This window comes from Streptomyces lasiicapitis (assembly GCF_014646335.1).
Classification (GTDB): domain Bacteria; phylum Actinomycetota; class Actinomycetes; order Streptomycetales; family Streptomycetaceae; genus Streptomyces; species Streptomyces lasiicapitis.
The window spans coordinates 787,123-811,799 of sequence record NZ_BMNG01000001.1; the positions used below are offsets into that span (position 1 = coordinate 787,123).

At 72.3% G+C, this 24,677-nt stretch carries 23 protein-coding genes; 6 read left to right on the top strand and 17 right to left on the bottom strand.

From position 1 onward, the window contains the following. Window positions 1–24: 24 nt before the first annotated feature. Complete coding sequence (locus IEY91_RS03505; protein WP_189172739.1) at window positions 25–1,563, bottom strand: aldehyde dehydrogenase family protein; 1,539 nt, start codon at window positions 1,561–1,563, stop codon at window positions 25–27. Between the two features lie 175 nt (window positions 1,564–1,738). Between IEY91_RS03505 and IEY91_RS03510 the strand changes: the two genes are divergently transcribed. Beyond that, a complete protein-coding gene (locus IEY91_RS03510; protein WP_189172740.1) occupies window positions 1,739–2,533 on the top strand; it encodes a LolA-like protein in 795 nt (264 codons plus the stop codon). Window positions 2,534–2,564: 31 nt separating this feature from the next. On the opposite strand, the gene IEY91_RS03515 is transcribed toward IEY91_RS03510, so the two are convergent. The 3 genes from IEY91_RS03515 to IEY91_RS03525 are packed head-to-tail and all read right to left on the bottom strand — an operon-like array spanning window position 2,565 to window position 4,319. Next, complete coding sequence (locus IEY91_RS03515; protein WP_189172741.1) at window positions 2,565–3,086, bottom strand: hypothetical protein; 522 nt, start codon at window positions 3,084–3,086, stop codon at window positions 2,565–2,567. Window positions 3,087–3,089: 3 nt separating this feature from the next. Next, window positions 3,090–3,341, bottom strand: a complete 252-nt coding sequence (locus IEY91_RS03520; RefSeq protein WP_164321534.1) for a helix-turn-helix transcriptional regulator — start codon at window positions 3,339–3,341, stop codon at window positions 3,090–3,092. Window positions 3,342–3,389: 48 nt separating this feature from the next. Next, window positions 3,390–4,319: a LysR family transcriptional regulator gene (locus tag IEY91_RS03525; protein WP_229696665.1), complete on the bottom strand. Its 930-nt coding sequence runs from the start codon at window positions 4,317–4,319 to the stop codon at window positions 3,390–3,392. 92 nt (window positions 4,320–4,411) lie between these two features. On the opposite strand from IEY91_RS03525, the gene IEY91_RS03530 reads away from it, so the two are divergent. Beyond that, window positions 4,412–5,938 (top strand): MFS transporter, encoded by a 1,527-nt coding sequence (locus IEY91_RS03530; RefSeq protein ID WP_189172742.1) that lies wholly within the window; start codon window positions 4,412–4,414, stop codon window positions 5,936–5,938. On the opposite strand, the gene IEY91_RS03535 is transcribed toward IEY91_RS03530, so the two are convergent. The 5 genes from IEY91_RS03535 to IEY91_RS03555 form a co-directional block, all read right to left on the bottom strand. Beyond that, complete coding sequence (locus IEY91_RS03535; RefSeq protein WP_189172743.1) at window positions 5,907–6,695, bottom strand: serine/threonine kinase C-terminal domain-containing protein; 789 nt, start codon at window positions 6,693–6,695, stop codon at window positions 5,907–5,909. The genes IEY91_RS03530 and IEY91_RS03535 overlap by 32 nt on opposite strands. 5 nt (window positions 6,696–6,700) lie before the next feature. Continuing rightward, the gene (locus IEY91_RS03540) at window positions 6,701–7,057 is read right to left on the bottom strand and encodes a hypothetical protein (protein WP_189172744.1); all 357 of its coding nucleotides are present in this window, start codon (window positions 7,055–7,057) and stop codon (window positions 6,701–6,703) included. Between the two features lie 32 nt (window positions 7,058–7,089). Then, window positions 7,090–9,060, bottom strand: coding sequence for an AbeC-like domain-containing protein (locus IEY91_RS03545; RefSeq protein WP_189172745.1), 1,971 nt, complete (start codon window positions 9,058–9,060; stop codon window positions 7,090–7,092). 196 nt (window positions 9,061–9,256) lie between these two features. Further along, the gene (locus tag IEY91_RS03550) at window positions 9,257–10,246 is read right to left on the bottom strand and encodes a malate dehydrogenase (RefSeq protein ID WP_189172746.1); all 990 of its coding nucleotides are present in this window, start codon (window positions 10,244–10,246) and stop codon (window positions 9,257–9,259) included. A 316-nt stretch (window positions 10,247–10,562) separates the two neighbouring features. After that, complete coding sequence (locus tag IEY91_RS03555; RefSeq protein ID WP_189172747.1) at window positions 10,563–11,822, bottom strand: helix-turn-helix domain-containing protein; 1,260 nt, start codon at window positions 11,820–11,822, stop codon at window positions 10,563–10,565. A 354-nt stretch (window positions 11,823–12,176) separates the two neighbouring features. Here IEY91_RS03555 and IEY91_RS03560 point away from each other — a divergent pair, with 354 nt between their 5' ends. Next, a complete protein-coding gene (locus IEY91_RS03560) occupies window positions 12,177–12,728 on the top strand; it encodes a peptidoglycan-binding domain-containing protein (RefSeq protein ID WP_229696666.1) in 552 nt (183 codons plus the stop codon). 45 nt (window positions 12,729–12,773) lie between these two features. Here IEY91_RS03560 and IEY91_RS03565 read toward each other — a convergent pair whose 3' ends face one another. The 5 genes from IEY91_RS03565 to IEY91_RS03585 form a co-directional block, all read right to left on the bottom strand. Continuing rightward, window positions 12,774–13,319 (bottom strand): helix-turn-helix domain-containing protein, encoded by a 546-nt coding sequence (locus IEY91_RS03565; RefSeq protein ID WP_189172748.1) that lies wholly within the window; start codon window positions 13,317–13,319, stop codon window positions 12,774–12,776. Window positions 13,320–13,639: 320 nt separating this feature from the next. After that, window positions 13,640–14,332, bottom strand: a complete 693-nt coding sequence (locus tag IEY91_RS03570) for a response regulator (protein WP_164321551.1) — start codon at window positions 14,330–14,332, stop codon at window positions 13,640–13,642. Next, entirely contained in the window at window positions 14,329–15,489 is a 1,161-nt protein-coding gene (locus IEY91_RS03575) for a sensor histidine kinase (RefSeq protein WP_164321553.1), read from the bottom strand. Before IEY91_RS03575 ends, IEY91_RS03570 begins: the two co-directional genes overlap by 4 nt. Before the next feature lie 548 nt (window positions 15,490–16,037). After that, window positions 16,038–16,625, bottom strand: a complete 588-nt coding sequence (locus tag IEY91_RS03580; RefSeq protein WP_189172749.1) for a DUF3017 domain-containing protein — start codon at window positions 16,623–16,625, stop codon at window positions 16,038–16,040. A gap of 22 nt (window positions 16,626–16,647) precedes the next feature. Beyond that, window positions 16,648–17,508, bottom strand: coding sequence for a bifunctional methylenetetrahydrofolate dehydrogenase/methenyltetrahydrofolate cyclohydrolase (locus IEY91_RS03585; protein ID WP_164321555.1), 861 nt, complete (start codon window positions 17,506–17,508; stop codon window positions 16,648–16,650). Window positions 17,509–17,743: 235 nt separating this feature from the next. On the opposite strand from IEY91_RS03585, the gene IEY91_RS03590 reads away from it, so the two are divergent. Beyond that, window positions 17,744–18,454: an RDD family protein gene (locus tag IEY91_RS03590; RefSeq protein ID WP_189172750.1), complete on the top strand. Its 711-nt coding sequence runs from the start codon at window positions 17,744–17,746 to the stop codon at window positions 18,452–18,454. 78 nt (window positions 18,455–18,532) lie between these two features. Here the strand turns inward: IEY91_RS03590 and purH are convergent, their stop codons facing one another. Next, window positions 18,533–20,113, bottom strand: coding sequence for a bifunctional phosphoribosylaminoimidazolecarboxamide formyltransferase/IMP cyclohydrolase (gene purH / locus IEY91_RS03595; RefSeq protein WP_189172751.1), 1,581 nt, complete (start codon window positions 20,111–20,113; stop codon window positions 18,533–18,535). Further along, window positions 20,110–20,730, bottom strand: a complete 621-nt coding sequence (gene purN / locus IEY91_RS03600; RefSeq protein WP_189172752.1) for a phosphoribosylglycinamide formyltransferase — start codon at window positions 20,728–20,730, stop codon at window positions 20,110–20,112. Before purN ends, purH begins: the two co-directional genes overlap by 4 nt. Before the next feature lie 261 nt (window positions 20,731–20,991). On the opposite strand from purN, the gene IEY91_RS03605 reads away from it, so the two are divergent. Next, window positions 20,992–21,942 (top strand): hypothetical protein, encoded by a 951-nt coding sequence (locus IEY91_RS03605; protein ID WP_189172753.1) that lies wholly within the window; start codon window positions 20,992–20,994, stop codon window positions 21,940–21,942. 258 nt (window positions 21,943–22,200) lie between these two features. Here the strand turns inward: IEY91_RS03605 and IEY91_RS03610 are convergent, their stop codons facing one another. Next, window positions 22,201–23,700, bottom strand: coding sequence for a cell division protein PerM (locus IEY91_RS03610; RefSeq protein ID WP_229696689.1), 1,500 nt, complete (start codon window positions 23,698–23,700; stop codon window positions 22,201–22,203). Between the two features lie 116 nt (window positions 23,701–23,816). Between IEY91_RS03610 and IEY91_RS41565 the strand changes: the two genes are divergently transcribed. After that, window positions 23,817–24,677: helix-turn-helix transcriptional regulator (locus tag IEY91_RS41565; RefSeq protein WP_229696667.1), on the top strand; the 861-nt coding region annotated here is incomplete at its 3' end.

Below are 24,677 nucleotides of genomic sequence, written 5' to 3' on the forward strand. Positions count from 1 at the left end.
TTACGCGTAAGGGGGACGGGCGGCTCAGCCCGCGAACCAGCGCACCGGCTTCGGCGCGAGGTTCTCGTAGACGTGCTTGGCCTCGCGGTACTCGGCGAGTCCTGCGGGGCCCAGCTCGCGGCCGACGCCGCTCTTGCCGAAGCCGCCCCACTCGGCCTGCGGCAGGTAGGGGTGGAAGTCGTTGATCCAGATGGTGCCGTGGCGCATCCGCCGTGCCATGCGGCGCGCGCGGCCCGAGTCGGTGGTCCACACGGCGCCCGCGAGGCCGTACTCGGTGTCGTTGGCGAGCGCGACGGCCTCGTCCTCGGTACGGAACGTCTCGACCGAGAGCACCGGGCCGAAGACCTCCTCGCGGACGACCTTCATCTCGCGGTGGCACTGGTCGAGGATCGTCGGCTCGTAGAAGTAGCCGGTGGCGGGGCGGGCGTCGCTGGGCTCGGGACGCTTGCCGCCGCAGCGCAGCACCGCGCCCTCCTCCAGGGCGGAGGCCACGTACATCTCGGTCTTCTCGCGCTGCTGCTGCGAGACGAGCGGGCCGCACTCGACGCCGTCCTCGGTGCCGCGGCCGAGCTTGATCTTCTCGGCGCGGCGGGCGAGTTCGGCGACGAAGCGCTCGCGCACCGACTCCTCGATGATGAGGCGGCCGCCGGCGGAGCAGACCTGCCCGCTGTGGATGAAGGCGGCGTTCAGCGCCTGGTCGACGGCGGTGTCGAAGCCCTCGTCGGTGGCGCAGGCGTCCGCGAAGACGACATTGGGGTTCTTGCCGCCGAGCTCCAGGGCGACCTTCTTCACGCCGAGGGCGGCGGCCTGGGCGACCTTGGTGCCGGAGACGAGGCCGCCGGTGAAGGAGACCAGGTCTACGTCCGGGTGGTCGGCGAGGCGGGCGCCGACGGTGTGGCCGGGGCCGGTCACGATGTTGGCGACACCGGCGGGCAGACCGGCCTCCACGAGCAGCTCGATCAGCGCGACCGTGGTCAGCGGCGTGACCTCGCTCGGCTTGATCACGAAGGTGTTGCCGGCCGCGAGGGCGGGCGCGATCTTCCAGCTGGCCTGGAGGAGCGGGTAGTTCCAGGGGGTGATCATCGTGCAGACGCCGATGGGCTCGTGCACGACGACGCTGTGGATGTCGTCGGACCCGGCGTCGACGACGCGTCCGGCGCCCTCGCCGATCACCAGATCGGCGAAGTAGCGGAAGGCGTCGGCCACGCAGTCGACGTCGACACGGCCCTCTTCGAGGGTCTTGCCCGCGTCGCGGCTCTCCAGGAGCCCGATCTCTTCCCGGTCGCGTACGAGGAGGTCGGCGACCCGGCGCAGGAGCGCGGCGCGCTCGGCGACCGGCGTGCTCGGCCAGGGGCCCTCGTCGAAAGCCCTGCGGGCTGCGGCGATGGCGGCGTCCGCGTCCTCGGTGCCGCCCTCGGCGATGATCGCGAACGGCTTGGCATCCGCGGGGTCGATGATCTCGCGGGTGGCACCGGAAACGGCGCTCAGCCACTCTCCCGCCACGTGGATGGTCTGTTGTGCGGACACGTCCCTGTTGCCTTCCGTTCCTGACATTTGTTGCATATTGCCCCACCTGTCACCCGTGGTAGCCGGGAGCACCTGCCCCCGGCCTGGAAAAGCATGCCTATTCGATGGCCGAAAGTGCGCCGTGTCACTGCGCATGCGGGTACGCGGGGTGAAACGTACGCTCGAAACACGTTCTGTCACCGGAGGTGACGCTATGAGTCAATTGTCCCGTATGCGACTGCGAACCGCAGGAGCTGTCTGCGGTGCCGCCGCGCTGGCGCTGCTCGTCCCCGCCTGCTCGGACGACGACGGCGGCAAGGGCGACAGCAAGGACGGCACGGCGGACCTGAGCGCCCAGGAGATCTCCGACAAGGCGAAAAAGGAACTGCTCGACGCCAAGTCCGTCCATCTGACGCTCACGGACAAGGGCAGCGACGTCGACAAGGACGATCCGGCGCACATGGACCTCACGCTCGACCGTGACGGCAACTGCGCGGGCACGCTGAAGTTCGGCGGCACCGGCGGCTCGGCCGAGCTGGTCAAGCAGGGCGACAAGGTGTGGATGAAGCCCGACCAGGCGTTCTGGAAGAACCAGGTGCCCGGTGGCCAGGGCGACGCGGCGGCCGAGCTCTTCAAGGACCGCTACATCCACGGCAGCACGAACGACGACATGCTGAAGGGGCTCGCGGAGGTCTGCGACCTCAAGGAGCTCCAGAAGAGCGTGAACGAAGACTCCGACGACACAGACGACTCAGACGAGTCCAAGAACCTCAAGAAGGGCAAGGTCACGACGGTCGACGACACCCGCGTCGTGCCCCTGACCGGCAAGGACGACGACGGCAACGACACCACGCTGTACGTCGCGGCAAAGGGCAAGCCGTATCTGATCCGCGCCACGGAGAAGGGCACGGGCACCGACAAGACGACGACGCTCACCGACTACGACAAGCCGGTGCCGACGAAGACGCCGTCGGCGAAGGACTCGGTGGACATCTCCAAGCTCCAGGAGGAGCTGCAGCAGACCTGACGGTCACCGCACCGCCAGGTCTGCCTGGCGGTCACTCCTCGACGTCGAACCCCTCGGGCTCGTCCCGCGCCGAGAGGCCCGCCACCCACATCGGCATCAGCCAGTGCGCGACGAGGACGCCGACCGCCAGCTGGAACACCGTCGCCCTGACATCCACGCCCGAGAGCTGGGCGGCGCCCGCGCCCACGACTGTCGCGAACAGCAGCCAGTTCATGATCCGGTGGGCGAGCGCCTTCACCCGGTCCCGCTCCGCGCGCTGCCGCTCGTCCAGGGCGCGGGTCCGCAGCTCCAGGAGGCCGCGGGTCGCGCCGTTGATGGTCCCGGTCGCGACGCACCACGGCACGAGCAGCGCCAGCATCACCCAGGTGGCCCAGTCCTGCCGCCCCGCGACGGTGGCGAGCCAGGCCCCGACGGAGGCGACGGTCAGCACGACGTGCGCGCCGACGACGGCGCGGCGCCGGGCCGCGGTGCGGTACAGCGGCGCGCCCTCGGTCCGGTTCATCAGGGCGTACATCCGCTGGTCGTACCTGCTCAACTGCTCCTGCTGCGCCATGACTTACTGGTCCCTCCCGTGCCCGTACACCTGATCCGTGAGCGGCTTGAACGGCTCCAGCGAGAACAGCGCCTCGACGGGAAGACCGAAGAACTTCGCGACCTTCAACGCGAGGTCGAGGCTCGGGTTGTACTGCCCCCGCTCGATGTAGCCGATGGTCTGGTAGTGCACGCCCACGGCCTCGGCGAGGCTCTGCCGGGACACCTTCCGCTCGGCACGCACCATCGCCAGCCTGTTGTGGACTTGCTCGCTCATGTATAAGAAGTACTACATCTGAGAGTGGTTCAGCAACAGTACGAGCTCTTACACAGGCGCCGCGACCAACTCCCGCACACACCCCCGCAGCCACGCGTGCGCCGGATCCGCGTCGTGCCGGGGGTGCCACGCCATGGCGATCCTGAGCGGGGGCAGCTCCAGCGGAATGGGGAAGGTGACCAGGCCGAGGGGCTCGGTCAGGGGGCGGGCCCAGGTCATGCTCAGGCCGACCAGGTCGGTGCGCAGGAGGATGAAGAGGGCCGAGGGGTACGTGCTGACGTTGCCCACCACCCGGCGGCGCAGGCCCTGTTCGGCCAGGGCGGCGTCGATCGGACCGGCCATCCGCCCCTTCCGCGAGACCGTCAGATGGTCGGCGGCGGCGAACCGCTTCGGCGTCAACTCGCCCTGCAACAAGGGGTGTCCGGGGCGTACGACCCCGACCATCACGTCGTCGAAGAGCGGCTCGACCCGCACCTCGGGCGCGACCGTGTCGATCACGCCGACCTCCAGGTCGGCGACGCCCTCGCGCAGCACCGGCGCGTCCAGATGGCTCTCGGCCAGGAACCGCAGCCGGATCCCCGGAGCCTCGGCGGCCGCGCGGGCGAACAGGTCGGGTGCGTACGCGGCGGCGAGCGCGTCGTGGCCCACCAGCGTGAGCGTGCGCGACAGGGCCCGCAGGTCCTGGGCGCCCGGCCCCGCGAACACCGCCCGCGCCCGCTCCACCACCGCGCCCACCTCCGCCTGCACCGCGAGCGCGTACGGCGTCGGCACCATCTGGCGGCCCGCCCGCACCAGGACCGGATCGCCGAGCGCCTTGCGGACGCGGCCGAGGGTGCGGCTCATCGCGGGCTCCGACAGATGCAGCCGGCGGGCGGCGCCGCGCACGCTGCGTTCGTCGAGCAGGACGTCGAGGGCGAGGAGCAGGTTCAGGTCGAGGCCGGCGCCCTCGGCGGGGCGTTCCACTTGCGTCACACGCAATCATCCCTTGCGGAACTTGCACTGGAAAGCAGATAACGGGCGAGCCTACGGTGGCCGTACATCCCACGCCACCACGCTCCCGAGGAGGAGCCATGCCCTCGCCTGCCCAAGCACCGGTCCCGGCGCGGCCGACCGCGTCCGACCCGGCGCCGTCGTCTCCACCCGACCCGTCGCCGTCGCCGACGCCGTCGCCGCCACCCGACCCGACGGCGGAGTCCCCCGCACCCCCCACCGCCCTCAGACGGTCGACGCTCCTCGTCCTCTGTGCCTGCGTGATGGTCGCGCAGAGCATGGTCGCCGCCATCAACCTGCTGATCCCGCAGCTCGGTTCGTCCGGTCTGCACCCGTCCGCGAGCGAGGTCCTGTGGACCGTCGACGCGTACGTCATCGTCTTCGCGGGCCTGCTCATCCCGGCGGGCGCGCTCGGTGACCGGCACGGGCACAAGGGCGCGCTGCTCTCCGGGCTCGGCCTGTTCGCGGCGGGCGCCACGATCAGCGCGCTCGCGGGATCCCCCGCCCTGCTCATCGCGGGACGCGGTGTCTCCGGCGCCGGGGCCGCCCTGATCATGCCTGCGACCATGTCGATCCTGATGCGCCTGGCCCCGCCCGAGCAGCGCCCCCGCGCCCTCGCCTCCTGGACCCTCGCGATGGGCATCGGCGGACTCGCCGGAAACGTCGGCGGCGGGCTGGTCGGCGAATACCTGTCCTGGCGCGCGCTGTTCTGGGTCATGCTCCCGCTGGGCGCACTCCTCGCGGTCGCCGTGGCGCGCGCGATTCCCCGTACGGACAAGGCAGTCGGCGCGAGGGTGCCGTCCCTCGACCCCCTCGGCACACTCCTGCTCACCGCAGGCCTGGTCGCCGTCCTCTTCGGCATCATCGAGAGCCCGATGTACGGGTGGGGCGCGCCGCGCATCCTGTGCGCCTTCGCCGCCGGAGCCGTCCTCCTTGCCGCCTTCACCGCGCACGCGCTGCGCTCGCGCGCCCCGCTGTTCGACCCGCGCGTCTTCCGCTCGGCCCGGCTGCGCGCCGCCGCCCTCGGCACGGCGGCAAGCTTCTTCGGCCTGTTCGCGCTCTTCTACGTCAACTCGCAGTACCTGCAGTACGTGAAGGGGTACGGGGCCGCGCAAGCCGGGTTCGCGATCGTGCCGCTGACGGTCGGCATGGCGCTGATTCCGCGGCTCGCGGCGCGCTGGTCGGGTTCGCCGCGGCCGGTGGTGGGCGGCGGTCTGCTGCTCATCGGCGCGGGTCTGCTCGGCGCGTCCACGGCGGACGCGGGCACGCCGTATGCGGCGTACGTCTGCTGGCTGCTCGTCATCTCGGCGGGCACCGGGCTGTGCCTGCCCGCCCTCACCATGGGCGTCGTCACCTCCCTGCCCCCGCACCAGGCGGGCCTCGGCTCCGGGCTCAGCACCTCCGCCCGCGAGATCGGCGCCGCACTCGGCGTGGCCGTCACGGGCACGGTCCTCGCGGCCCACACCGGCACCGGCCACGCGAGCGCGACCTCGGACTTCACGTCCGGGATGGCGGTGGCGCTGCGGGTGGTGGGGGTCGCGGTGGGGGTCGCGGCGGGGGTGGTGGCGGCAGGGCTCAGCCCGCGCCCGGCTCCGGGCAGTCGGTGAGCGCCGGGCAGAACCACTTCAGAGCCGTCGCGACGAGTTCCTTCTCGTCCTGCCTGCCGTCCGCCTCCGGCCCGTACGCCGCGACGGCGTACCGCTTGCCGTCCTCCGCTTCGAAGCGGTGGTCGACGACGTGCCAGGTGCCGACGTTCGGCGCGTCGCCGACACTGCTCGCGCGATCGGTGAGGTAGGTGAGGCGGGCGGCGGGGCGCGGGCCGTCGTCGAGGCGGGTCAGCGAGAGCTTCCGGAAGCCGGCCGACTTGGGGACCTGGGTGTCGTCCAGGAAGGTCCGCAGTGACGCGTACGGCGTCGGCTCGCTCACCTCGTACACCTGGAGCCGCCGAGTGCCGTCGAAATTGTGGTAGTTGACGATGGTGATGCCGTCGACGCCGCCCTCGCCGGTGCGGGTCCAGCCGATCGGCACGGCGAGGCGGAACCCCGCCGCGTCGGTGACCGACTCGTAGCCGGACGGCGGTCCGCCCTCCGGGGACGGCGGCGCGGCGTCCTCGGTGCCGGAGGCGCCCACGTCCGCGCCGGGGCCCTGCGTGGGCTGACGCTCCATCAGATACGCCGTCGGCTTCGGCTCGTCCTTCCAGCCGAGCGCCCACGTGCCGAAGGCGAGGCCGCACACCGCGAGCACCGCGACGGCCGCCCGCCGGGCCGTGCGCTGGCGCGTGGCGTCCCGGTCGTGCAGCGCCTCGATCTCCCGCTCGCGCTCCGGCCCGACCCACTCCTGCCGGTCCCTGTCGTAGATCCGCACCACGGTCAGCCCAGGATCTGGGCGACGGCCTGGACGACGGCGGTCACGGCCGCGGCCGTCGCGGTGGCGGGCGCGTTCTCCGCGAGGCGGTCGCGAAGCCGGACCAGGAGCCCGCGCCCGCTGCTGCCGGTGCGGGTGATCTCGCCCTCGATCTCGTCCAGTTGGGCCGCGACCTCGTCGCCCTCGGGCAGCTCGCGGCGCAGATTTCGTACGGCGGTCAGGAGGTTGCCGTGGTCCCGGTCGACCATCACCGTCGTGGATTCAGCCGTGCCATGGGACCCGAAGGCGAAGGCGCCGCCGGAGACCGAGCCGATGCTCACGCTCGCTCCGCCGCCGCTCGGGGGCTGCTTGTCGCTGCTCATGGGTGTTCCTTCCGTCCATTCATGGGTGTGGGTCACGCGTGGGTCTTGTCCGTGTGCGTGGCCTGGCCGTACGTGCCGGTGGCGAGGGCGCCGCCGGACATCTCCTTGATGTAGACACCGCTGTTGTTGATCTGCGTGATGTGCTGCTCGAAGCGGTCGGTGCGGTAGCCGCCGTGCGCGAGCGCGTCGCGTACGCCTTCGCCGATGCGGTCCTGGAGGGTGCGGGTGTAGCGGGCGACGTCCATCTCCTGGAAGAGGGAGAGGCTGTCGGTGGCGGCGAGTTGGCGCAGGGAGACGAGGGGGGCGTCGGGGGCGCGGTCCGGCTCCGGGACGAAGCGGGTGACGGCGGCGTAGAGGGCGCGCAGGACGCGGGGGACGCGGGCGCGCGCGGCGGCACCGGTCCTGCCCGCGGCCCCCACCGCCTCCGCGTCCGTGGCGGGCATGCTCAGCCACAGCCGCAGCGCCGTGCCGAGGGACGGCAGCCAGCGCAGGGCGGTGATGCCGACGGCCACGGACACGGCCGGGGCGGCGACGCAGGCGCGGGCCGCGTCGCGCAGCGGGCCCGAGGGTCCGCTCGCGACGAGGGCGTCGACGTGGCGGAACTCCGGCTTGATGGGCCCGAGTACGTGCGGCACGACCTCAAGGACCAGCATGCCGCCCTGGGTGTGCACCCGGACCAGGAGCGAGACGACGACCTGTTCGTTCCAGGCGCCGACGCGGATGCGCAGGAAGTGCCGCCGGGCCTCGCCGCCCTCGCCCGCCGCCTCGTCGAGATGGCGCTCGGCCAGGTCGTCGTCGTACACGACCGCGGTCGGCGCGCCCTGCCCGTCGTACACCAACTCGTCGCGGCCCGCGCCCGCCGGGAGGTAGACGAACTCCTCGATCTCCAGCTGCCGCAGCCGGTCCCTGCTGGTGGCGGCGGCCTCCGTGCTCAGGTCCTCCAGGCGGGGCTCGATCATCCGGATGACGTCGCGGGCGGTGAGCGGGACGCGGGTGGGGGTGCCGCTCTGCTGGGGCAGGGTGGCGTGCCGGCCCGCGCCGTTCGGGCCGGAGCCGTTCTGGTCGGCCGCCGCCTCGCCGTGGGCCGTGGTGTGCTTCAACTCCAGTACGACCGACCAGGGTTCACGGGGCGTACCGGCGCCGACGAAGGGGCGGTTGACGTCGTACAGAGTCAGGGAGGCGTGCTGCTCGCGGCGGACGCACCGCTCGATGCGGCGGTACCAGGCGGGCAGGCGCGGCTGCGCGGTCCCGGCGAAGCTCTGCGGGGCGAGCCGGGCGCGCAGCAGCCGCGTGCGCAGGAACTGGTGGCGCCAGACCACGGCCGCGATGAGCAGCGGGAAGATCACCGGGTAGGGCGTGTCGGCGATCCCGGCGAGCGCCGCGATTCCGTACAGGACCGCCGCCGACCATGCCGTGTACGTCAGGAGCCAGCCGAAGCGGCGGCGCAGCCAGGCAAGGACGGCGGGCAGCGGCACCGGCCGCAGCGGCTCCCCCACGCCCGTGTCACCGCCGCGGACGACGCGCGCGCACCACAGCAGCAGCACGACGAGCGCGTACGCCAGCGCCCAGCCGCCCGGCACCATGCCGCCGAGCCCGCCGCCGGGTTCCGGGCCCTCGGTGGCGGCCGCGTCGGTGCTGCCGAAGGGGAGCAGGGCGATGTCACCGGCGGACATTCCCGTGTCGCCGCCGGAGCTGTCCTCCCGGTCGTCCCAGATCATCACGGCGTCCGTGACCAGGAAGCCGAGCCAGACCGTGAGCAGCAGCAGCGCGCTCACCAGTTCGTCGCGGCGGGCGCGCAGCGCGTGCGCGAGGACGGGCAGCACGTCGGCGCCGAGGGGTGGTGCCACGGGGCGCTCGGCGTGGCCGACGAGTTCGTCGACCACGCGTCTGCGGAACGCGGCACTGATGTGGGTGCCCACGCAGAGCAGCCGGGTGGCGTCGGTGTGCGCGTACTCGTGCCGGGGCCTTCGGCGGGGCCGCCGCTGGGATGGATCGGCTCGCATGCCGCGCAAGTTAGTGGAGCGGGCGGTGGGCGTCCTGGGAATGGGACGGCTGTCCCCCGAAAGAAAATGCCGGGGAGAAGGTTCCGGGGAACATGCCCGGGACACAGACCGCCCTCCGGCGGCCGCGCGTGGTGCGCGGCTGCCGGAGGGCGGTCTGCTGAAGCTGTGTGCCCTGGATCCAGAGCTTTGTGTCGTACTAGATGAGGCCGAGGCCGCGGACCGCCTCGCGCTCCTCCGCGAGCTCCTTGACGGAGGCGTCGATGCGGGCGCGGGAGAACTCGTTGATCTCCAGGCCCTGGACGATCTCGTACTTGCCGTCCTTGGCGGTGACGGGGAAGGAGGAGATGAGGCCCTCCGGAACGCCGTACGAACCGTCGGACGGGATGCCCATGGAGGTCCAGTCACCGGCGGCCGTGCCGTTGACCCACGTGTGCACGTGGTCGATGGCGGCGTTGGCGGCGGAGGCGGCGGAGGACGCGCCACGGGCCTCGATGATCGCGGCGCCGCGCTTGGCGACGGTCGGGATGAAGGTCTCGCCGAGCCACTTCTCGTCGTTCACGACCTCGGCGGCGTTCTTACCGGCGATCTCCGCGTGGAAGATGTCCGGGTACTGGGTCGCCGAGTGGTTGCCCCAGATGGTGAGGCGCTTGATGTCGGAGACCGAGGTGCCGGTCTTCTTCGCGAGCTGCGAGAGCGCGCGGTTGTGGTCGAGGCGGGTCATCGCGGTGAAGCGCTCCGCCGGTACGTCCGGGGCGGCGGCCTGGGCGATGAGGGCGTTGGTGTTGGCCGGGTTGCCGACGACGAGGACCTTGATGTCGTCCGCGGCGTGGTCGTTGATGGCCTTGCCCTGCGGCTTGAAGATGCCGCCGTTGGCCTCCAGGAGGTCGCCGCGCTCCATGCCCTTGGTGCGGGGGCGGGCGCCGACGAGGAGGGCGACGTTCGCACCGGCGAACGCGACGTTCGGGTCGTCGCTGATCTCGATGCCCTTGAGCAGCGGGAAGGCGCAGTCGTCGAGCTCCATCGCGGTGCCCTCGGCGGCCTTCAGGGCGGGCGTGATCTCCAGGAGGCGCAGGTTGACCGGCACGTCCGGGCCGAGCAGGTGGCCGGACGCGATGCGGAACAGCAGCGCGTAGCCGATCTGGCCGGCCGCGCCGGTGACGGTGACATTCACGGGAGTGCGGGTCATGGCGATCTCCGTAAGACAGCTGGCGGTGGGGGTCCCTGCCCCTTGTGCTGGATCCCCTGCCGACGCCCTCGTCGATCGCCTCTCGATGATCGATCTCTTGGCATCAAGAGAGATCCGGCGTCAGGTTATCGCGCCCTTGCCGTCCCGGTACGCCGGGTGGGTGTGGCCCGGCCCACAGGGCCCCGCGGAGGCGGCCGCCCCCGTGGGGCGGCCGCCGTGGGGGTGTGACCACTCCCGTGGGGGTACGGTGCGTCTGCCCTCCGGGGGGCGGGGCATTCCTCTCCGGTGCGCGGAGTTTTCCCGCAGCCGGCGGCGGTCACTTCGTGCAGGTCGTCGCCCCGGACTTCAGCGTGGCGCAGGCCTTTGCCGCTGCCGCGTTCTTCACGGCCACCATGGGCGTGTACGCGTCGAGGTCCGCGTTCACGGTCCCGCTCTGGCGGGCCGCCGAGCCGGAGCCGGTGATCGTGACCTTGTCGCCGGGCGCCGCCTGCGTGATGCGGGCCCACGCGGCCCCGCACGTCTTGCTGTAGCGCACCTCGACGAGCGCCTTCGTCGTCCCCACGGTCACCCGGGACGTGGTCTTGGCGAACTCGCCCCCGCATCCCATGTTCTCGGGATCCTTGCCGGTGCAGTCGGTCCCGCTGCACTCGACTCCGGCGGGCAGATCCGCCGTGGACTTCGTCGGCGAGGTCGACGGCTTGGCGTTGTCGCCGCCGTCGTCGTCCTTGCCCAGGTCCGTGAGGAAGACGGCCGCGGCGATCACCACGAGCGCCCCGACGATCCCGGCCAGGAACATCGTGAGCTTCCGCTTGCGCCGCTGCCCGTCGGGCGACTTCCCGTCGGAACCAGGTCCGGGACCGGGCCCCCGCCCCCCGGGCCCGTACGCCGGCGCCACCGAAGCCGTGGGCGCCACCGCGGCGGGCGGCGCCGAAGCCTCGTACGAACGAGAGGACGACGGGGTCGACGGAGCCTGGGCGGACGCGGCGGCGGAAGCGGCGGCAGCAGCGGACGCGGAAGGGTGCGCCGAAGCCGCGGCCGGCCCGGACTGCGCCCCGTACCGAACCCCCTCCGGCCCCCGCGGCACCGTCGGCGACACCCCCGCCGGACCGGCGATCCCCGTCACCGCGCCGACGCCACCGCCCCGCGCCTTGTCGGAACCACCGTTCCCCTTGGGGGCCTTGGCGCTCTTGGCGGAGTCCTTGGCGGAGTCCTTGGAGCTCACCGGCGGGTTCGCCGCGAGCTCGCCGAGCGCGGCCCGCGCCTGGGAGATCCGGATGGCCTGCATCGTCATGTCGTGCCGCATCTCGGAGCGGCTCCAGGCCCGCTCCGCCAGCTCCCACATGGTGATGAGGTGCACCGGCGGCGTGCCGGTGACTTCGGCGAGCGCGACGATCGCGCCCTTGGGGGCGAGCAGCCGCCCGTTCAGATAGCGCTCCCACGACGTCTTGCTGTACCCGGTCCGGTCCGACACGGCCGCGATGCTGAGACCACTGCGGTCGACCAGCCTGCGCAACTGGCTGGCGAACTCCCTGACCTGTGGGTCGAGCTCATCCGGTAGCGCCTTCCAACGAGGCATTGCTCCCCCTATTCACCCCGTACGTACCTGACTGCCCCCCGGCCGGATCTCCCAGCACCACCCAGCCTGAACTACCCAGAGGGATGCGCCGAGCCGGGATGTCAGTTCCCTGAATGGGAGCGCACAGGAGCATTTGGGACAGAGTGTGCCCCGTCGCACGCCCCGCGGTCCACGGGTCAGTGTCCCACCGTCGTCCCACTCCACAATGCGGAACCCCAGCTCCCGGACCGGGACGTCCCGGAACCGTCCCGAATGCGGCGGTTGACCCTTTTCTACGGCGGTCCGGTGCCGAAGCATCGAACGCGGCACCTCCGCACCTCGGTGCCGTGATCGAACCATCAGGGGGGAACCACCATGCACCACCGCACCACCACGCGACGCCCGCGTCGGCTGCTGGCCGCCGCCGTCGCCGTGACCGCCGGCGCCGGCCTCGCGCTCGCCGGTACCGCGCCGCTGGCCCAGGCCGCAGGACCGCACGTCATCGACGGCGGCGGCGACGCGTTCAACGACTGGGGCGACGAGGGCACGCTCTCCCGCCACAGCCACGCCGACTCCAACGCCACCTGGCTCTGGCAGAGCGTGCTGTACGCCGACGGCGCCAAGTGGCGCGACTCCCACGGCGTCCGGCACACCTTCAAGAAGTCCGACGTCGACGGCCGCTTCGGCTGGAAGACGGCGTCCGCCACGAAGTGGTGGCAGGCCCACGAGGACCTGGAGGACGTCGACGGCATCGTCGGCAAGGAGACGTTCGGCGCCGCGGACAACTTCCTCAGCGGCCCGCACTCGGGCGGCCAGGTCGACTACACGGGCTTCGTGCGCCAGGTCGCCTTCAAGCGGCTCGCCGGCACGTACTACGTGAAGATCGACGGCCACTGGAAGAAGGCCTCGTACAACCGCCTCGGCTGAGAGCGCGGCGCGAACAGCACACCCCCGCTCCCGCCCCGGGGGCCGTCACTCCGTGGCGGTCCCCGGGGCCCTGCGCGCACCGAACGGCTCGGACACGCTCGCACCAGGCGCCAGCGACGGCTCCCCGCCGCCACCACCCCGCTCCGCCGCCACCTGCGCGACGACCCACAGTAGACCTCCGAGCAGCAACGCGATCACCGCGAACGCGAAGCAGGCGACGAGCCGCCAGTTCGGCGCGGGGCGCCGGGCGGGCGCGGGAGCCGGCGCCTCAGCCGCACGCACCTCCGTAGACGCACGCGCCTCCGTAGACGTACGCGCCCACACCCTCCCCGCCAACTCCCACCCCGCCACGACCCGCGCCCCGTCCGCCCCCGCCACCCGGCACAGCGCGAGCACCGCCTCGCGCGGCGGGAGCTGCCGGCCGTTGAGGTAGCGCTGCCAGGAGGACTTGCTGTACGCGGTTCTGGTGCCGAGCGCGACCAGGCTCAGGCCCGTGCGGTCCTTGAGCCGCCGCAACTGCTCGACGTGGTGGCGTACCTCCGGCGGCAGTTCGTCCGGAAGCGGTTGCCAGGTGTCCGCGCGCGTCCCCATGGTGCACCCCCCGTTCGACCGGGCTGACGACCGCGGGACCCGGTTCGGTTCCGTGCGGATCATCCGTTTCGCCCGACCCGACCAGGCCGTCTCGCACTCGTAGCGGGCCCAGAACACCGATACGGAATGGTCACTTCCGTGCCACAGGGACCCGTCTCTGCTTGCTGCCGGGATGGCGCGTCCATGACGCTTGAGGCACACAGCGAGCACACAGCTCGCCACGCAGAACCGACGGCGCCCGTCCTCCCACGGGGGAGAGGACGGGCGCCGTCTTGCGTACGTCACCAGCGGAAACACCAGGCACAAGGACTGCCCGAAGGTCAGATTCCGGATCCGCCCGGAGTCACCAGACCCGTCTCGTAGGCGATCACCACGGCCTGTGCCCTGGTGTCCAGATCGAGCTTGTTCATGGTGCGGTTGAGATGCGTCTTGACCGTCGCCTCGCTGATGTAGAGGCGGTCGGCTATCTCGGCGTTGGACAGGCCCCGCGCTATCAGCTTCAGGACCTCCAGCTCGCGCCCGGTGAGCGCGGCGAGGTCGGGCGGCGGCGTCCCCGCGTCGGCGGCGGCCCCGGAACGTACCGCGAAGGCCTCCACCAGACGCCGCGTGACGCTCGGCGCGAACAGCGCGTCGCCGCTGCCGACCGCGGCCACCGCGGCGAGGAGCCGCTCGGGCCCGGAGTCCTTGAGCAGGAACCCCGCGGCGCCCGCGCGCAGCGCCCCGTACACGTACTCGTCGAGATCGAAGGTGGTGAGGACCAGGATGCGCGGCGGCGGCTCGGCGGCCTCGGCGAGGATGCGTTCGGTCGCCGTGATGCCGTTCATGCCGGGCATGCGGATGTCCATGAGGATCACGTCGGGGCGTGCGGACGCGGCCAGTTCCACGGCCTCCGCGCCGTCCCCCGCCTCGCCGACCACCTCGACGCCCGGCGCGGCCTTGAGCACACCGACGAGCCCGGCGCGGATGAGGAACTGGTCGTCCACGACAAGCACCTTGATGTGGCTTGAGGTCATTCGGTGACGTCGTCTCCCGGCGGTGCGGCACGCGCCGATGTCGGCAGGGTCAGCCTCACGGCGAACCCTCCCGCGCTGCGCGGTCCGATGCTGATCGTTCCGCCGTAGAGCTTCGCTCGTTCTCGCATACCGATCAACCCATGTCCACCACCACTCCTCACTCTGTCCGGAATCACCCCCTCCCCATTGTCGGTGACGGACACCTCGATGTGGTCGCGGTGGTAGTGCAGTTCCACGGTCGCGCTGGCATGGCGCGCGTGCTTGAGGACGTTGGTGAGGGCTTCCTGCACGACGCGGTACGCACACAGCTCGACGCCGGGCGCGATCGGCCTCGGCGTCCCCGTGACTCTGAACTCGACGGGCACTCCGCCCGCCCTGACTCTGTCCGTCATGTCCTCGATGCGGGCGAGCCCCGGCATCGGCGCGTCCGGCACCTCGCCGTCGTCCTCCCGGGCCCGCAGCACCCGCAGCATGCGCCGCATCTCCTCCAGGGCCTCGGTGGAGGTGCCGGATATGGTGCCGAGCGCGGCGCGCGCCGTCTTGGCGTCGGAGTCGAAGACGAACTTGGCGAGGCCCGCCTGCACGGAGATCACCGACATGTGGTGGGCGACGACGTCGTGCAGCTCGCGCGCGATCCGCCCGCGCTCCTCCACCACCGCGTGCCGGGCCCGTTCGTGCTGTTCGGCGCGGGTCTTGCGGGCGAGTTCGGCGGACCGCCGTGCCAGATATCCCATCCGCCACACCATGGCGTTGATGCCGATGGCCTGCGCCGCCACCGACGGCACCGACGCGTGGTCCTGGCTGACCAGGCTGCCGAGGATCCAGATGGCGGCGATCAGCCCCGCACAGAAGCCGACGGTCCGTGTGCGGCACTGCAGGGCGACGGTGTAGAGACAGATTATCGGGCCGAACGACGTGACCACGGGCCAGTAGCCGACGGCTACGTACGTGGCCCAGAACGCGTACGTCACCAGACAGACCGCGAGCGGGGCCTTCGTGCGGACGACGGTCGGCGCGATCACGAGCAGCGCGAGCGCGTAGCCGCGGGCGTCCAGGTCGTCCCAGCCGACCGCGGCCGCCTCGGGCCCGATCAACAGCAACAGAGCCACTTGCCCGAGGGCGAGCAGCACGTCGACGGTGAACGGGCGGAGGCGCATCGCCGCAGCGTAGCCCGCATACCCGCCGGTATACGTCCATCGGTCGCCGTACCGCGGAAGTTGTAGACGGCGGCGTTGTACGCCCCGAGTGGTATTCGAACGTCAACCCGGCACGGGACGACGGGATGCGACCGCCCCCCGTAAGTTTTTGGTCAGCACCACCCACCGCGCCGCCTTGACGAACGGCGCGCAGGGGGAAGGGGGCGCGGACCTGCAAACGGGGGTTTGCACGGGGGACCGGGTCTGCGCCCCAACAACTTCACCATCAGTACGACCAGCATTACCGGCACAACCGGCACAACTGGCATCCCCTGAATTACCGGCATTTTCCTGCTCACCGCACCACCGCACCACCGCACCACCCGGGTTACGGCATCTCCAGCACGGTGCCGTTTCCAGCAAGACCACTGAGGTTCGCGGCTCCGTGCAGGGGCGCACGGAGGAACGGGCCCGCGACCGCCGCACCACCCCCTGCCCCCACGGCCAACGGCCCGTACTCTCCTGGCGAGTACGGGCCGTTGGTGTGTGCCGCTGTGGGGATGTGCCGGCTAGCTGCTGATCGTGAAGTGCAGCGCGTCGTCGAGAAACGGGATCCTCAGCCACGGATTCGGCTGCGCCATCATCGAGAGCAGCACGATCGCCAGGCCGAGACTGCCGTACGTCACCATGTCCGTGAACCGCGAACGCACCGCCAGCATGCCGACGCCCGGCAGCCACCAGCGCATCACGGCGCCCGCGAGCAGCGCGACCCCGATCAGTATCGTGCCGACGCGGAACACGTCGAAGGCGGTCAGGATCAGCCCGAGCCCCACCAGGGACACGACGCTGAGCAGCGGCCACTGCCGTGCGGGGGCGGGCGCGTCCCCCGACGCCGCGCGTCCCCCGCCCTCGGGCCTGGCGGTGTCCCGCGTGAACAGCGGGAACCGCCGGGACACCTTGCGGGGCTCGCCGTCGGGGCCGGGGGCGCTGACGGCACCCTTGGCGGACCCGGCTTCGAGCTCGGCCTCGGCCTCGGACTTGGCCTCGGACTTGGCTTCGGTCCTGGCTTCGGACTTGCCCTCGCCCTCAGCCTCGGCTTCCGCCGCCGCATTCGCATCCGCTTCGGAGCCGGGCTCGGCCTCCGGCGTTACGTTCATCCCGTCACCACCCTTCCCCCGCTCAGCCCTCGGCAGCGGCACGTTCCGCGGCCTCGACGACGTTGACGAGGAGCTGGGCGCGCGTCATCGGGCCCACACCGCCCGGGTTGGGCGAGATCCATCCGGCGACCTCGGCGACGCCCGGCTCGACATCGCCGACGATCTTGCCGTTGCCGTCGCGCGAGACACCGACGTCGAGCACGGCGGCGCCGGGCTTCACGTCCTCGGCCCTGATGAGGTGCGGCACGCCTGCCGCCGCCACGATGATGTCGGCCCGCTTCAGGTGGGACGAGAGGTCGCGGGTGCCGGTGTGGCACTGGGTGACCGTCGCGTTCTCCGACTTGCGGGTGAGCAGCAGCGGCATCGGCCGCCCGATGGTCACGCCGCGCCCGACGACGACGACCTCCGCGCCGTTGATCTCCACACCGTGCTGCCGCAGCAGCCGCACGATGCCGTACGGGGTGCACGGCAGCGGACCCGGCTCGTTCAGGACGAGACGGCCCAGGTTGGTCGGGTGCAGACCGTCGGCGTCCTTGGCCGGGTCCATCAGCTCCAGGACGCGGTTCTCGTCGATGCCCTTGGGCAGGGGCAGTTGCACGATGTAGCCCGTGCAGGCCGGGTCGTCGTTGAGCTCGCGCACGACGGCCTCGATCTCCTCCTGGGAGGCGGTCGCGGGCAGTTCGCGCTGGATGGAGGCGATGCCCACCTGGGCGCAGTCGCGGTGCTTGCCCGCGACGTACTTCTGGCTGCCGGGGTCGTCCCCGACCAGGACGGTACCGAGGCCGGGCGTGACGCCCTGGGCCTTCAGGGCCGCCACGCGGACGGCCAGTTCGGACTTGATCGCTGCTGCGGTGGCCTTGCCATCGAGAATCTGGGCGGTCATGGCCCCATCCTCCCGGATGAGCCCGCCCGCGTACCAATCCGGGGGCACCGCCGCCGCCCCTCGATTGCACTCGCACAACGTTCGGAGAGCTGGCTGGACAAACACGACGACGCTGAAGAAGCATGTGGGCCACAGTGCCGCGGCCGGTGTCGGGGGGACCGACGCTCCTGTGAACGTTTCCTCCGTGCGTGCCGCGCAGTCCCCGCACGCGCTCCCCGACGGAGGAATCCCCACCATGAGCAACCCCTACGGGCCACCGCCTCAGGACCCCAACCAGCCCCCGCCGGGCTACGGCCCCGGGTACGGCTATCCGCAGCAGGCTCCCCAGGGCGTACCGCCGCAGCAGGGCGGCTATCCGGGCCAGGGCTACGCGGCCTACCCGCAGCAGGCCCAGCCGTACGGCGCCTACCCCCAGCAGCCCGGCGGTTACGGCTACCCGGGCGGCCCCGGCCCGACGGTGGCCTCGATGGGACGCCGTTTCGGCGCCCGCGTCATCGACGGGGTGGCGTTCGGCGTCATCATCGCGATCCTCGCCGCCGCCGGTGTCGTCAGCGCGTTCAACGAGGCGAAGGACTGCGACCCCGGTTCCGTCAACTACGACAGCTGCATGAACGACGCCGGCTCCGACATCGCTGCCCAGATGGGTGCCGTCATCGCCGTCATCGGCATCTTCGGCCTGGTCTACGAGTGGCTGATGACCACTCTGGTCGGCGGCACGCTCGGCAAGCTCGCCGTCGGCATCCGCGTCGTCGACGCGGAGACGGGCCGCAATCCGGGGGTCGGCTCCGCGTTCGTCCGCTACATCATCCCGGTCGTGGGCTCCCTGGCCTGCGGCATCGGCCAACTCCTCGTCTATCTGTCCCCGTTCTGGGACAAGACGGGCCGCCAGCAGGGCTGGCACGACAAGGCCGCCAAGACCATGGTCATCCAGCGGTCCAACAACTGACCGGCCACTTCGTGTACGGCGCGGGCGCCGCCCCCATCGAGGGAGCGGCGCCCGCGCCGTACGTGTACCGGTACCGGCTCAGTGGAAGAAGTGCCGCGTCCCCGTGAAGTACATCGTCACGCCCGCCTTCTTCGCCGCCTCGACGACCAGTTCGTCACGTACCGAACCGCCGGGCTGCACCACGGCCTTGACGCCCGCGGCGGTCAGGACCTCCAGGCCGTCGGGGAAGGGGAAGAACGCGTCGGACGCCGCGAACGCGCCGCGCGCGCGGTCCTCGCCCGCCCGCTCGACGGCGAGCTTCGCGGAGTCGACGCGGTTGACCTGGCCCATGCCGACGCCGACGGACGCGCCGTCCTTGGCGAGCAGGATCGCGTTGGACTTCACGGCGCGGCAGGCACGCCAGGCGAAGGCCAGTTCGGCGAGCTCGCCCTTGGAGAGGGCGTCGCCCGTGGCGAGCGTCCAGTTGGCCGGGTTGTCGCCGTCGGCCTGAAGGCGGTCGGTGACCTGGAGCAGCGCGCCGCCGTCGATGGGCTTGACCTCGACGGGCGCGGACGGCGCCTGCGGGACGCGAAGGACGCGGATGTTCTTCTTCTTGGTGAGGGCCTCCAGCGCGCCGTCCTCGAAGTCGGGCGCGACGATGACCTCGGTGAAGATGTCGGCGACCTGCTCGGCCATCTCCCGCGTCACCGGCCGGTTCACGGCGATGACGCCGCCGAACGCGGACAGCGGGTCGCAGGCGTGCGCCTTGCGGTGCGCCTCGGCGACGTTGCCGCCGATCGCGATGCCGCACGGGTTGGCGTGCTTGATGATCGCGACGCACGGGTCGTCGTGGTCGTACGCGGCACGGCGCGCGGCGTCCGTGTCCGTGAAGTTGTTGTACGACATCTCCTTGCCGTGCAGCTGCTCGGCCTCGGCGAGGCCACCGCGGCCGTCGGTGTAGAGGGCGGCGCCCTGGTGCGGGTTCTCGCCGTAGCGCAGCACGTTCTTGCGCGCGTGCGTCGAGCCGATGAACTCGGGGAAGCCACTCTCGTCGGCGGCCGCGTAGCCGTCCGCGAACCAGGACGCCACCGCGACGTCGTACGCCGCCGTGTGCTGGAACGCTTCTCCCGCGAGGCGCTTGCGCGTCGTCAGGTCGAAGCCGCCCGCGCGGACCGCGGCGAGCACGGCGTCGTAGCGCGCGGGGCTGGTGACGACCGCGACGGAGGGGTGGTTCTTGGCGGCGGCGCGGACCATCGAGGGGCCGCCGATGTCGATCTGCTCCACGCACTCGTCGGGCGTCGCGCCGGAGGCGACGGTCTCCTTGAACGGGTACAGGTTCACGACGACGAGCTGGAACGGCTCCACGCCGAGCTCGGCGAGCTGCCGCCGGTGGTCCTCGAGGCGCAGGTCGGCGAGGATGCCGGCGTGCACGCGCGGGTGCAGCGTCTTGACCCGGCCGTCCAGGCACTCGGGGAAGCCGGTGAGCTCCTCGACCTTGGTGACCGGCACCCCGGCCGCGGCGATCCGCGCGGCGGTGGAGCCGGTCGACACGAGCTCGACGCCCGCGTCGTGGAGCCCGCGCGCGAGGTCTTCCAGGCCGGTCTTGTCGTAGACGCTGATGAGTGCGCGCTTGATGGGGCGCTGCGTTCCTTCGGCGGTGGCCGTACCTTCGGCGGTCACGGGATAACTACCTTTCGTCCCTCAATCGAGAAGCCGTCGCGGGCCAGGCGCCCCACGACTTCGACGAGCAGCCTTCGCTCGACTTCCTTGATGCGCTCGTGCAGCGCGCTCTCGTCGTCCTCGTCCCGTACGTCCACCACGCCCTGCGCGATGATCGGGCCGCTGTCGACGCCGTCGTCGACGAAGTGGACGGTGCAGCCGGTGACCTTCGCGCCGTACGCGAGCGCGTCGCGTACGCCGTGGGCCCCCGGAAAACTGGGCAGCAGCGCCGGGTGCGTGTTCACCGTGCGGCCGCCGAACCGGGCCAGGAATTCCTTCCCGACGATCTTCATGAAGCCGGCCGACACGACCAGGTCGGGCGCGTGCGCCGCGGTGGCCTCGGCGAGCGCGCGGTCCCACTCGTCGCGGCTCGCGTAGTCCTTCACCCGGCACACGAACGTCGGCAGGCCCGCGCGCTCGGCGCGCTCCAGGCCCGCGATGCCGGTCCGGTCGGCGCCGACGGCCACGATCTCGGCGCCGTAGGCGTCGGCCCCGTGCTCCGCGATGGCGTCGAGCAGTGCCTGCAGATTCGTACCTGATCCGGAGACCAGCACGACGAGGCGCTTGGCCTTGGCCACGGCGGGGCCCTTTCTCGGGAGCTTTCTTTGTACGGTCGTACGAAGGCTTCGTACTCCCCGATACGGGGAACCCTACGAAGCGGCCGACCGGCAGCAACGATACCGGCACACCGGACGGCCCCTCACGGGACGGGGGCGCGGCCGGAAGGTAGCGTCTGTGGGGGCAGACTCCTGAACACCGAGTTGCCAAGCTTCATCGCCGAGTTGCCCGGTCCGCCGAACCGGGCCGCCGAGCTCTATCAAGGGGAAGACGCACACCTGATGCCGGACCGTAGCCTCCGCCTCCCGCTGCCCTTCGCGTACGAACCGTCCCGCACGCAGGGCTCGACACGCGACGGGCGGGTGGGGTCTCCCCTGCTGCGGGACGGGGGCGGGCAGCCTTCTTCGCCGCCGCGGGACTCCGGCGGGTCCTCCGGGGCCTCTGGGGCCGGTGGGTCTTCCGGGTCCGGTGGATCTTCCGGAAACAACGGGTCCTCCGACGACAACCCGTTCGCGCCGCCGCCCGAGGGCACGCCGGAGCGGCCCTGGCAGCCGCGGCGGCCCAAGAGCGGGCAGGGGTCCGACGGAAACGGCGACAACGGCGGCGACGGCGGCCGGGACGACTCGCCCTGGGGCAGCCAGTGGAGCGACCGGCAGCCCGGACGGTCCTCGGACGGCGGCTTCGGCGAGCGGCCCCGCGGTCAGGGCCCCGAGGGTTCCGGCTCCGGCGGTTCGGGCGGGTCGGGCGGCGGCATGCGCTGGGACCCGACGGACCCGGCCCAGCGCCGCGCCCGCTACGCGCTGCTCTCCGGCATGTGGGCGTTCTTCTTCGCGCTCTTCGGCTGGCAGTACGTGGCGTTGCTGCTCGGCGCGCTCGGCCTGCACTGGGCGATCAGCGCGCTGCGGGCCAAGCCGCGGCTCGCCGACCCGACGGCTCCGGTGCCCGCGGCCGCGCAGGGGGCGGCGGGCGGTGCTCCCGCTTCCGGGGGCGCGGCGGGGGCCGGGGCGTCCAACGGCTCCGGGCGGGGCTCGCGGCCGCAGACGACGGCTGCGATCAGCGGCCTGGTCACGGCTTCGCTGGCGCTTGTGATGGTGCTCGCGACGTTCGCCGCGCAGCTCATCTACCGGGACTACTACACGTGCCGTGACGACGCCCTGACCACGACGTCCCGCCAGTCCTGCGAGGACCTGCTCCCGAAGCAGCTGCGCCCGCTCCTGACGGACCGCGACTGACGCGCACGTCCGCGCCGCACCCCCGCTCGGGGCGCGGCGCGGACGCCTCACGCACCGCCACGCACAACGACGAAGGTCCCCTCACTTCACCCGTGAGGGGACCTTCGTGTGTGGAGCGCCCGGCAGGCCTTGCACCTACATTTCCCATCGGATGATGGGCGTCTTTCCTTGGACCACAGACGCGCGACTCCCGTGCTGTGCACCGAAGTTGTGCCATGATCATACACAACTACGGCACCGGTTCGCCAACCGTTCGCGTCACGACAAGGGGTCACGTGGCTCGGGCGGGGGCAGGAAGTCGTACGGCTCCATTTCCGCGGGTGGGAGCACAGGCGGAAGCACAGGCAGGGCCACGGGCGGGACCGTGGGCGGCTCCGGAACAACCGCCTCACCGCCGACGGCCACATCCCGCTTCCGCCACCACAGAACTCGACCCCAATTCCAGCGCCGCCGCTCTCCCTCGGGCGCCCCCGCCCGAACCCGCACCCGCAGCCGCCACCACCGCACCCCCAAGGCCACCGGCACCCCCACCACCCCGGTCCACGCCACCGCCGCCACCCCGGTGAACCACCACACCGGCCCGAACTCGGCAAGCACCCGCACCCCCATCGGCCCCCCGGCCATCCCCGCGAGCCCGGCGCAGCCGACCCCGCAGAGCACCGCGGCCACCCCGGCCCCCAGGGCCGTCCGCCCCACGGACCAAGGGGCCTCCCCACCCGAAGCGGAAGCAGGCGCGGGCGTCGCCGCCCGAGCCAGGAACCACCCGAGCACCGCCCCGGCCACCACCGGCACCACCCCCACCACCCACGTGAGCGGCGACCCGCCCCCCGCCTGCGGCACCGCCGCGAGCAGCGGAAACGCGGGCAGCATCGGCGCCGCGTCCGCGCCGAGCGGCCCCACCACCGTCCCGGTCCCCAGCACGAACCCGGGCCCGAGCCCGTACGCCGCCCCCCACACCGCCGCGTTCGGCACCAGCGCCAACGCCAGCACGAGCACCGCGAACCGCCCCGACCACACCGTGGTGACGTCCAGGAACGCGTCCCGCACCAACCCGCCGTGCAGCACCACCGCCACCCCGACGAGCAGCGCTCCCCCGCCGACGAGCACCGCGGTGCCCGCGGCGGCGGCCCGTCCCACGGCGGCCCCCCGTTCCCGTACGAAGCGACGTACCGCACCCGGAACCGGAAGCCGGTCCACCGCGCGCCGCACCACCCCCGGCAGCGGCCCCGGCGGCCGCCCGTGCGCCGTCCACACACCGAACCCCGCCGCGCCCGCGACGAGCAGCGGCACGTGTGCAAGGACGCTCAGCCACGAGGGCCGCAGCTCACCGCCCGCCGCGTACACCGTCGCGGCCGTCGCCACCAGCAGATAGCCGCCGACCACGCCCACCAGGGCGGTCCGCGCTCCCATCGCCCGCTCGTCCGGGTCCGCCGCGTCGCGCGCCGCGCGGTGCACCAGCCAGGCAGGGAGGACGAGCAGCAGCAATGGCGTGACGCCCACCGGCGCGGGTACGCCGGACAGCGTCTCGGTGCGGACCAGCTCGGTGCCGTGCGCGAGCAGCCACAGCGCGGCCGCGACGTGCAGCGCGCCGCCCGGTCCGCTGTCCGGATACGGCGAGCTGATCCACAGCCCCATCACGAGCACCGCGAACGCGCCGAGCCCGAGGCCCGCGGCGATCGCCCCGCCGAGCACGCAGGTACCGAGGCCCGGCGCCGTCTGCTTCCGATAGAGCGTCAGAGAACCAGCGTCATCGGTCATATGGGTCACGCGGTCATGGTCCCAACGACACGCGCTTTCTCCGCGTAACGGGCGAATGCCCGATGTGTCGCTCAATATACGTTTATGTACTTTTTCGTACGACGGATCGGCTAGCCATGTCCCAGAGCCCTGCCGCCCCCAAGCGCTCGGCTTCGCTCGGGCAGGGGGGTCCGCCCTCGCTCCCGGCGCCCAAGGAACGCCGCAGGCTGCGTGAGGCGAGGTCGCTGAGCCAGGCCCAGGTCGCCGCGGAGGTCGGCGTCTCCCGCGACACCGTCCGCGCCTGGGAGTCGGGCCGCAAACACCCTCGCGGACACAGCCGCGTGGCGTACGCCCACTTCCTGGCGGGGCTGGCCGAGGGCCACGACGCCGATCCCCGCACCGGCGAGGCGGGGCCGCGGAAGGCCGCGCGGAAGACGGCGGGGACGGTGGCCTTCGACCAGGAGGCGGCCGACCAGGTCCCGGAGGGCGGCCCGGCCGGGTCGGCGGTCGCGGACCCGGGGGGTGGGGCGGGGACAGGGCCGGCGCCGGGCGGAGACGGGAAGTCGGCGGCAGAGGCGGAGTCGGCGGGACTGCCGGATCGGGCGGCGGGCCGGGGGCCGGGGGCGGCCGCGGAAGCGGCGGGCTGCCAGGGGCCGTCGGCGCGGGCCACGGCCAAGGACCCGGCTGCGGTGAGGGGTCCGGCTGCGGCGACGGACCTGGACACGGCAAGCGACTCGGCCGCGGCGAGGGGATCGGTCGTGGCGAAAGACGCGGACGCGGCACGGGACTCGGTGACGGCGAAGAACCCGGGCACGGCGCGGAGGCCGGACGAGGCGCCCGGCCCGTACCCGGACCTGGCGGGCGGTCAGGGACCGGCGGCGACCCCGGCTGCGGGGGCTGCGGCAACGGACCCGGACACGGCGGGGAAGCCGGACGCGGCGCGGAGCCCGGACGCGGCGCGGAGCCCGGACGCGGCGCGGAGCCCGGACGCGGCGCGG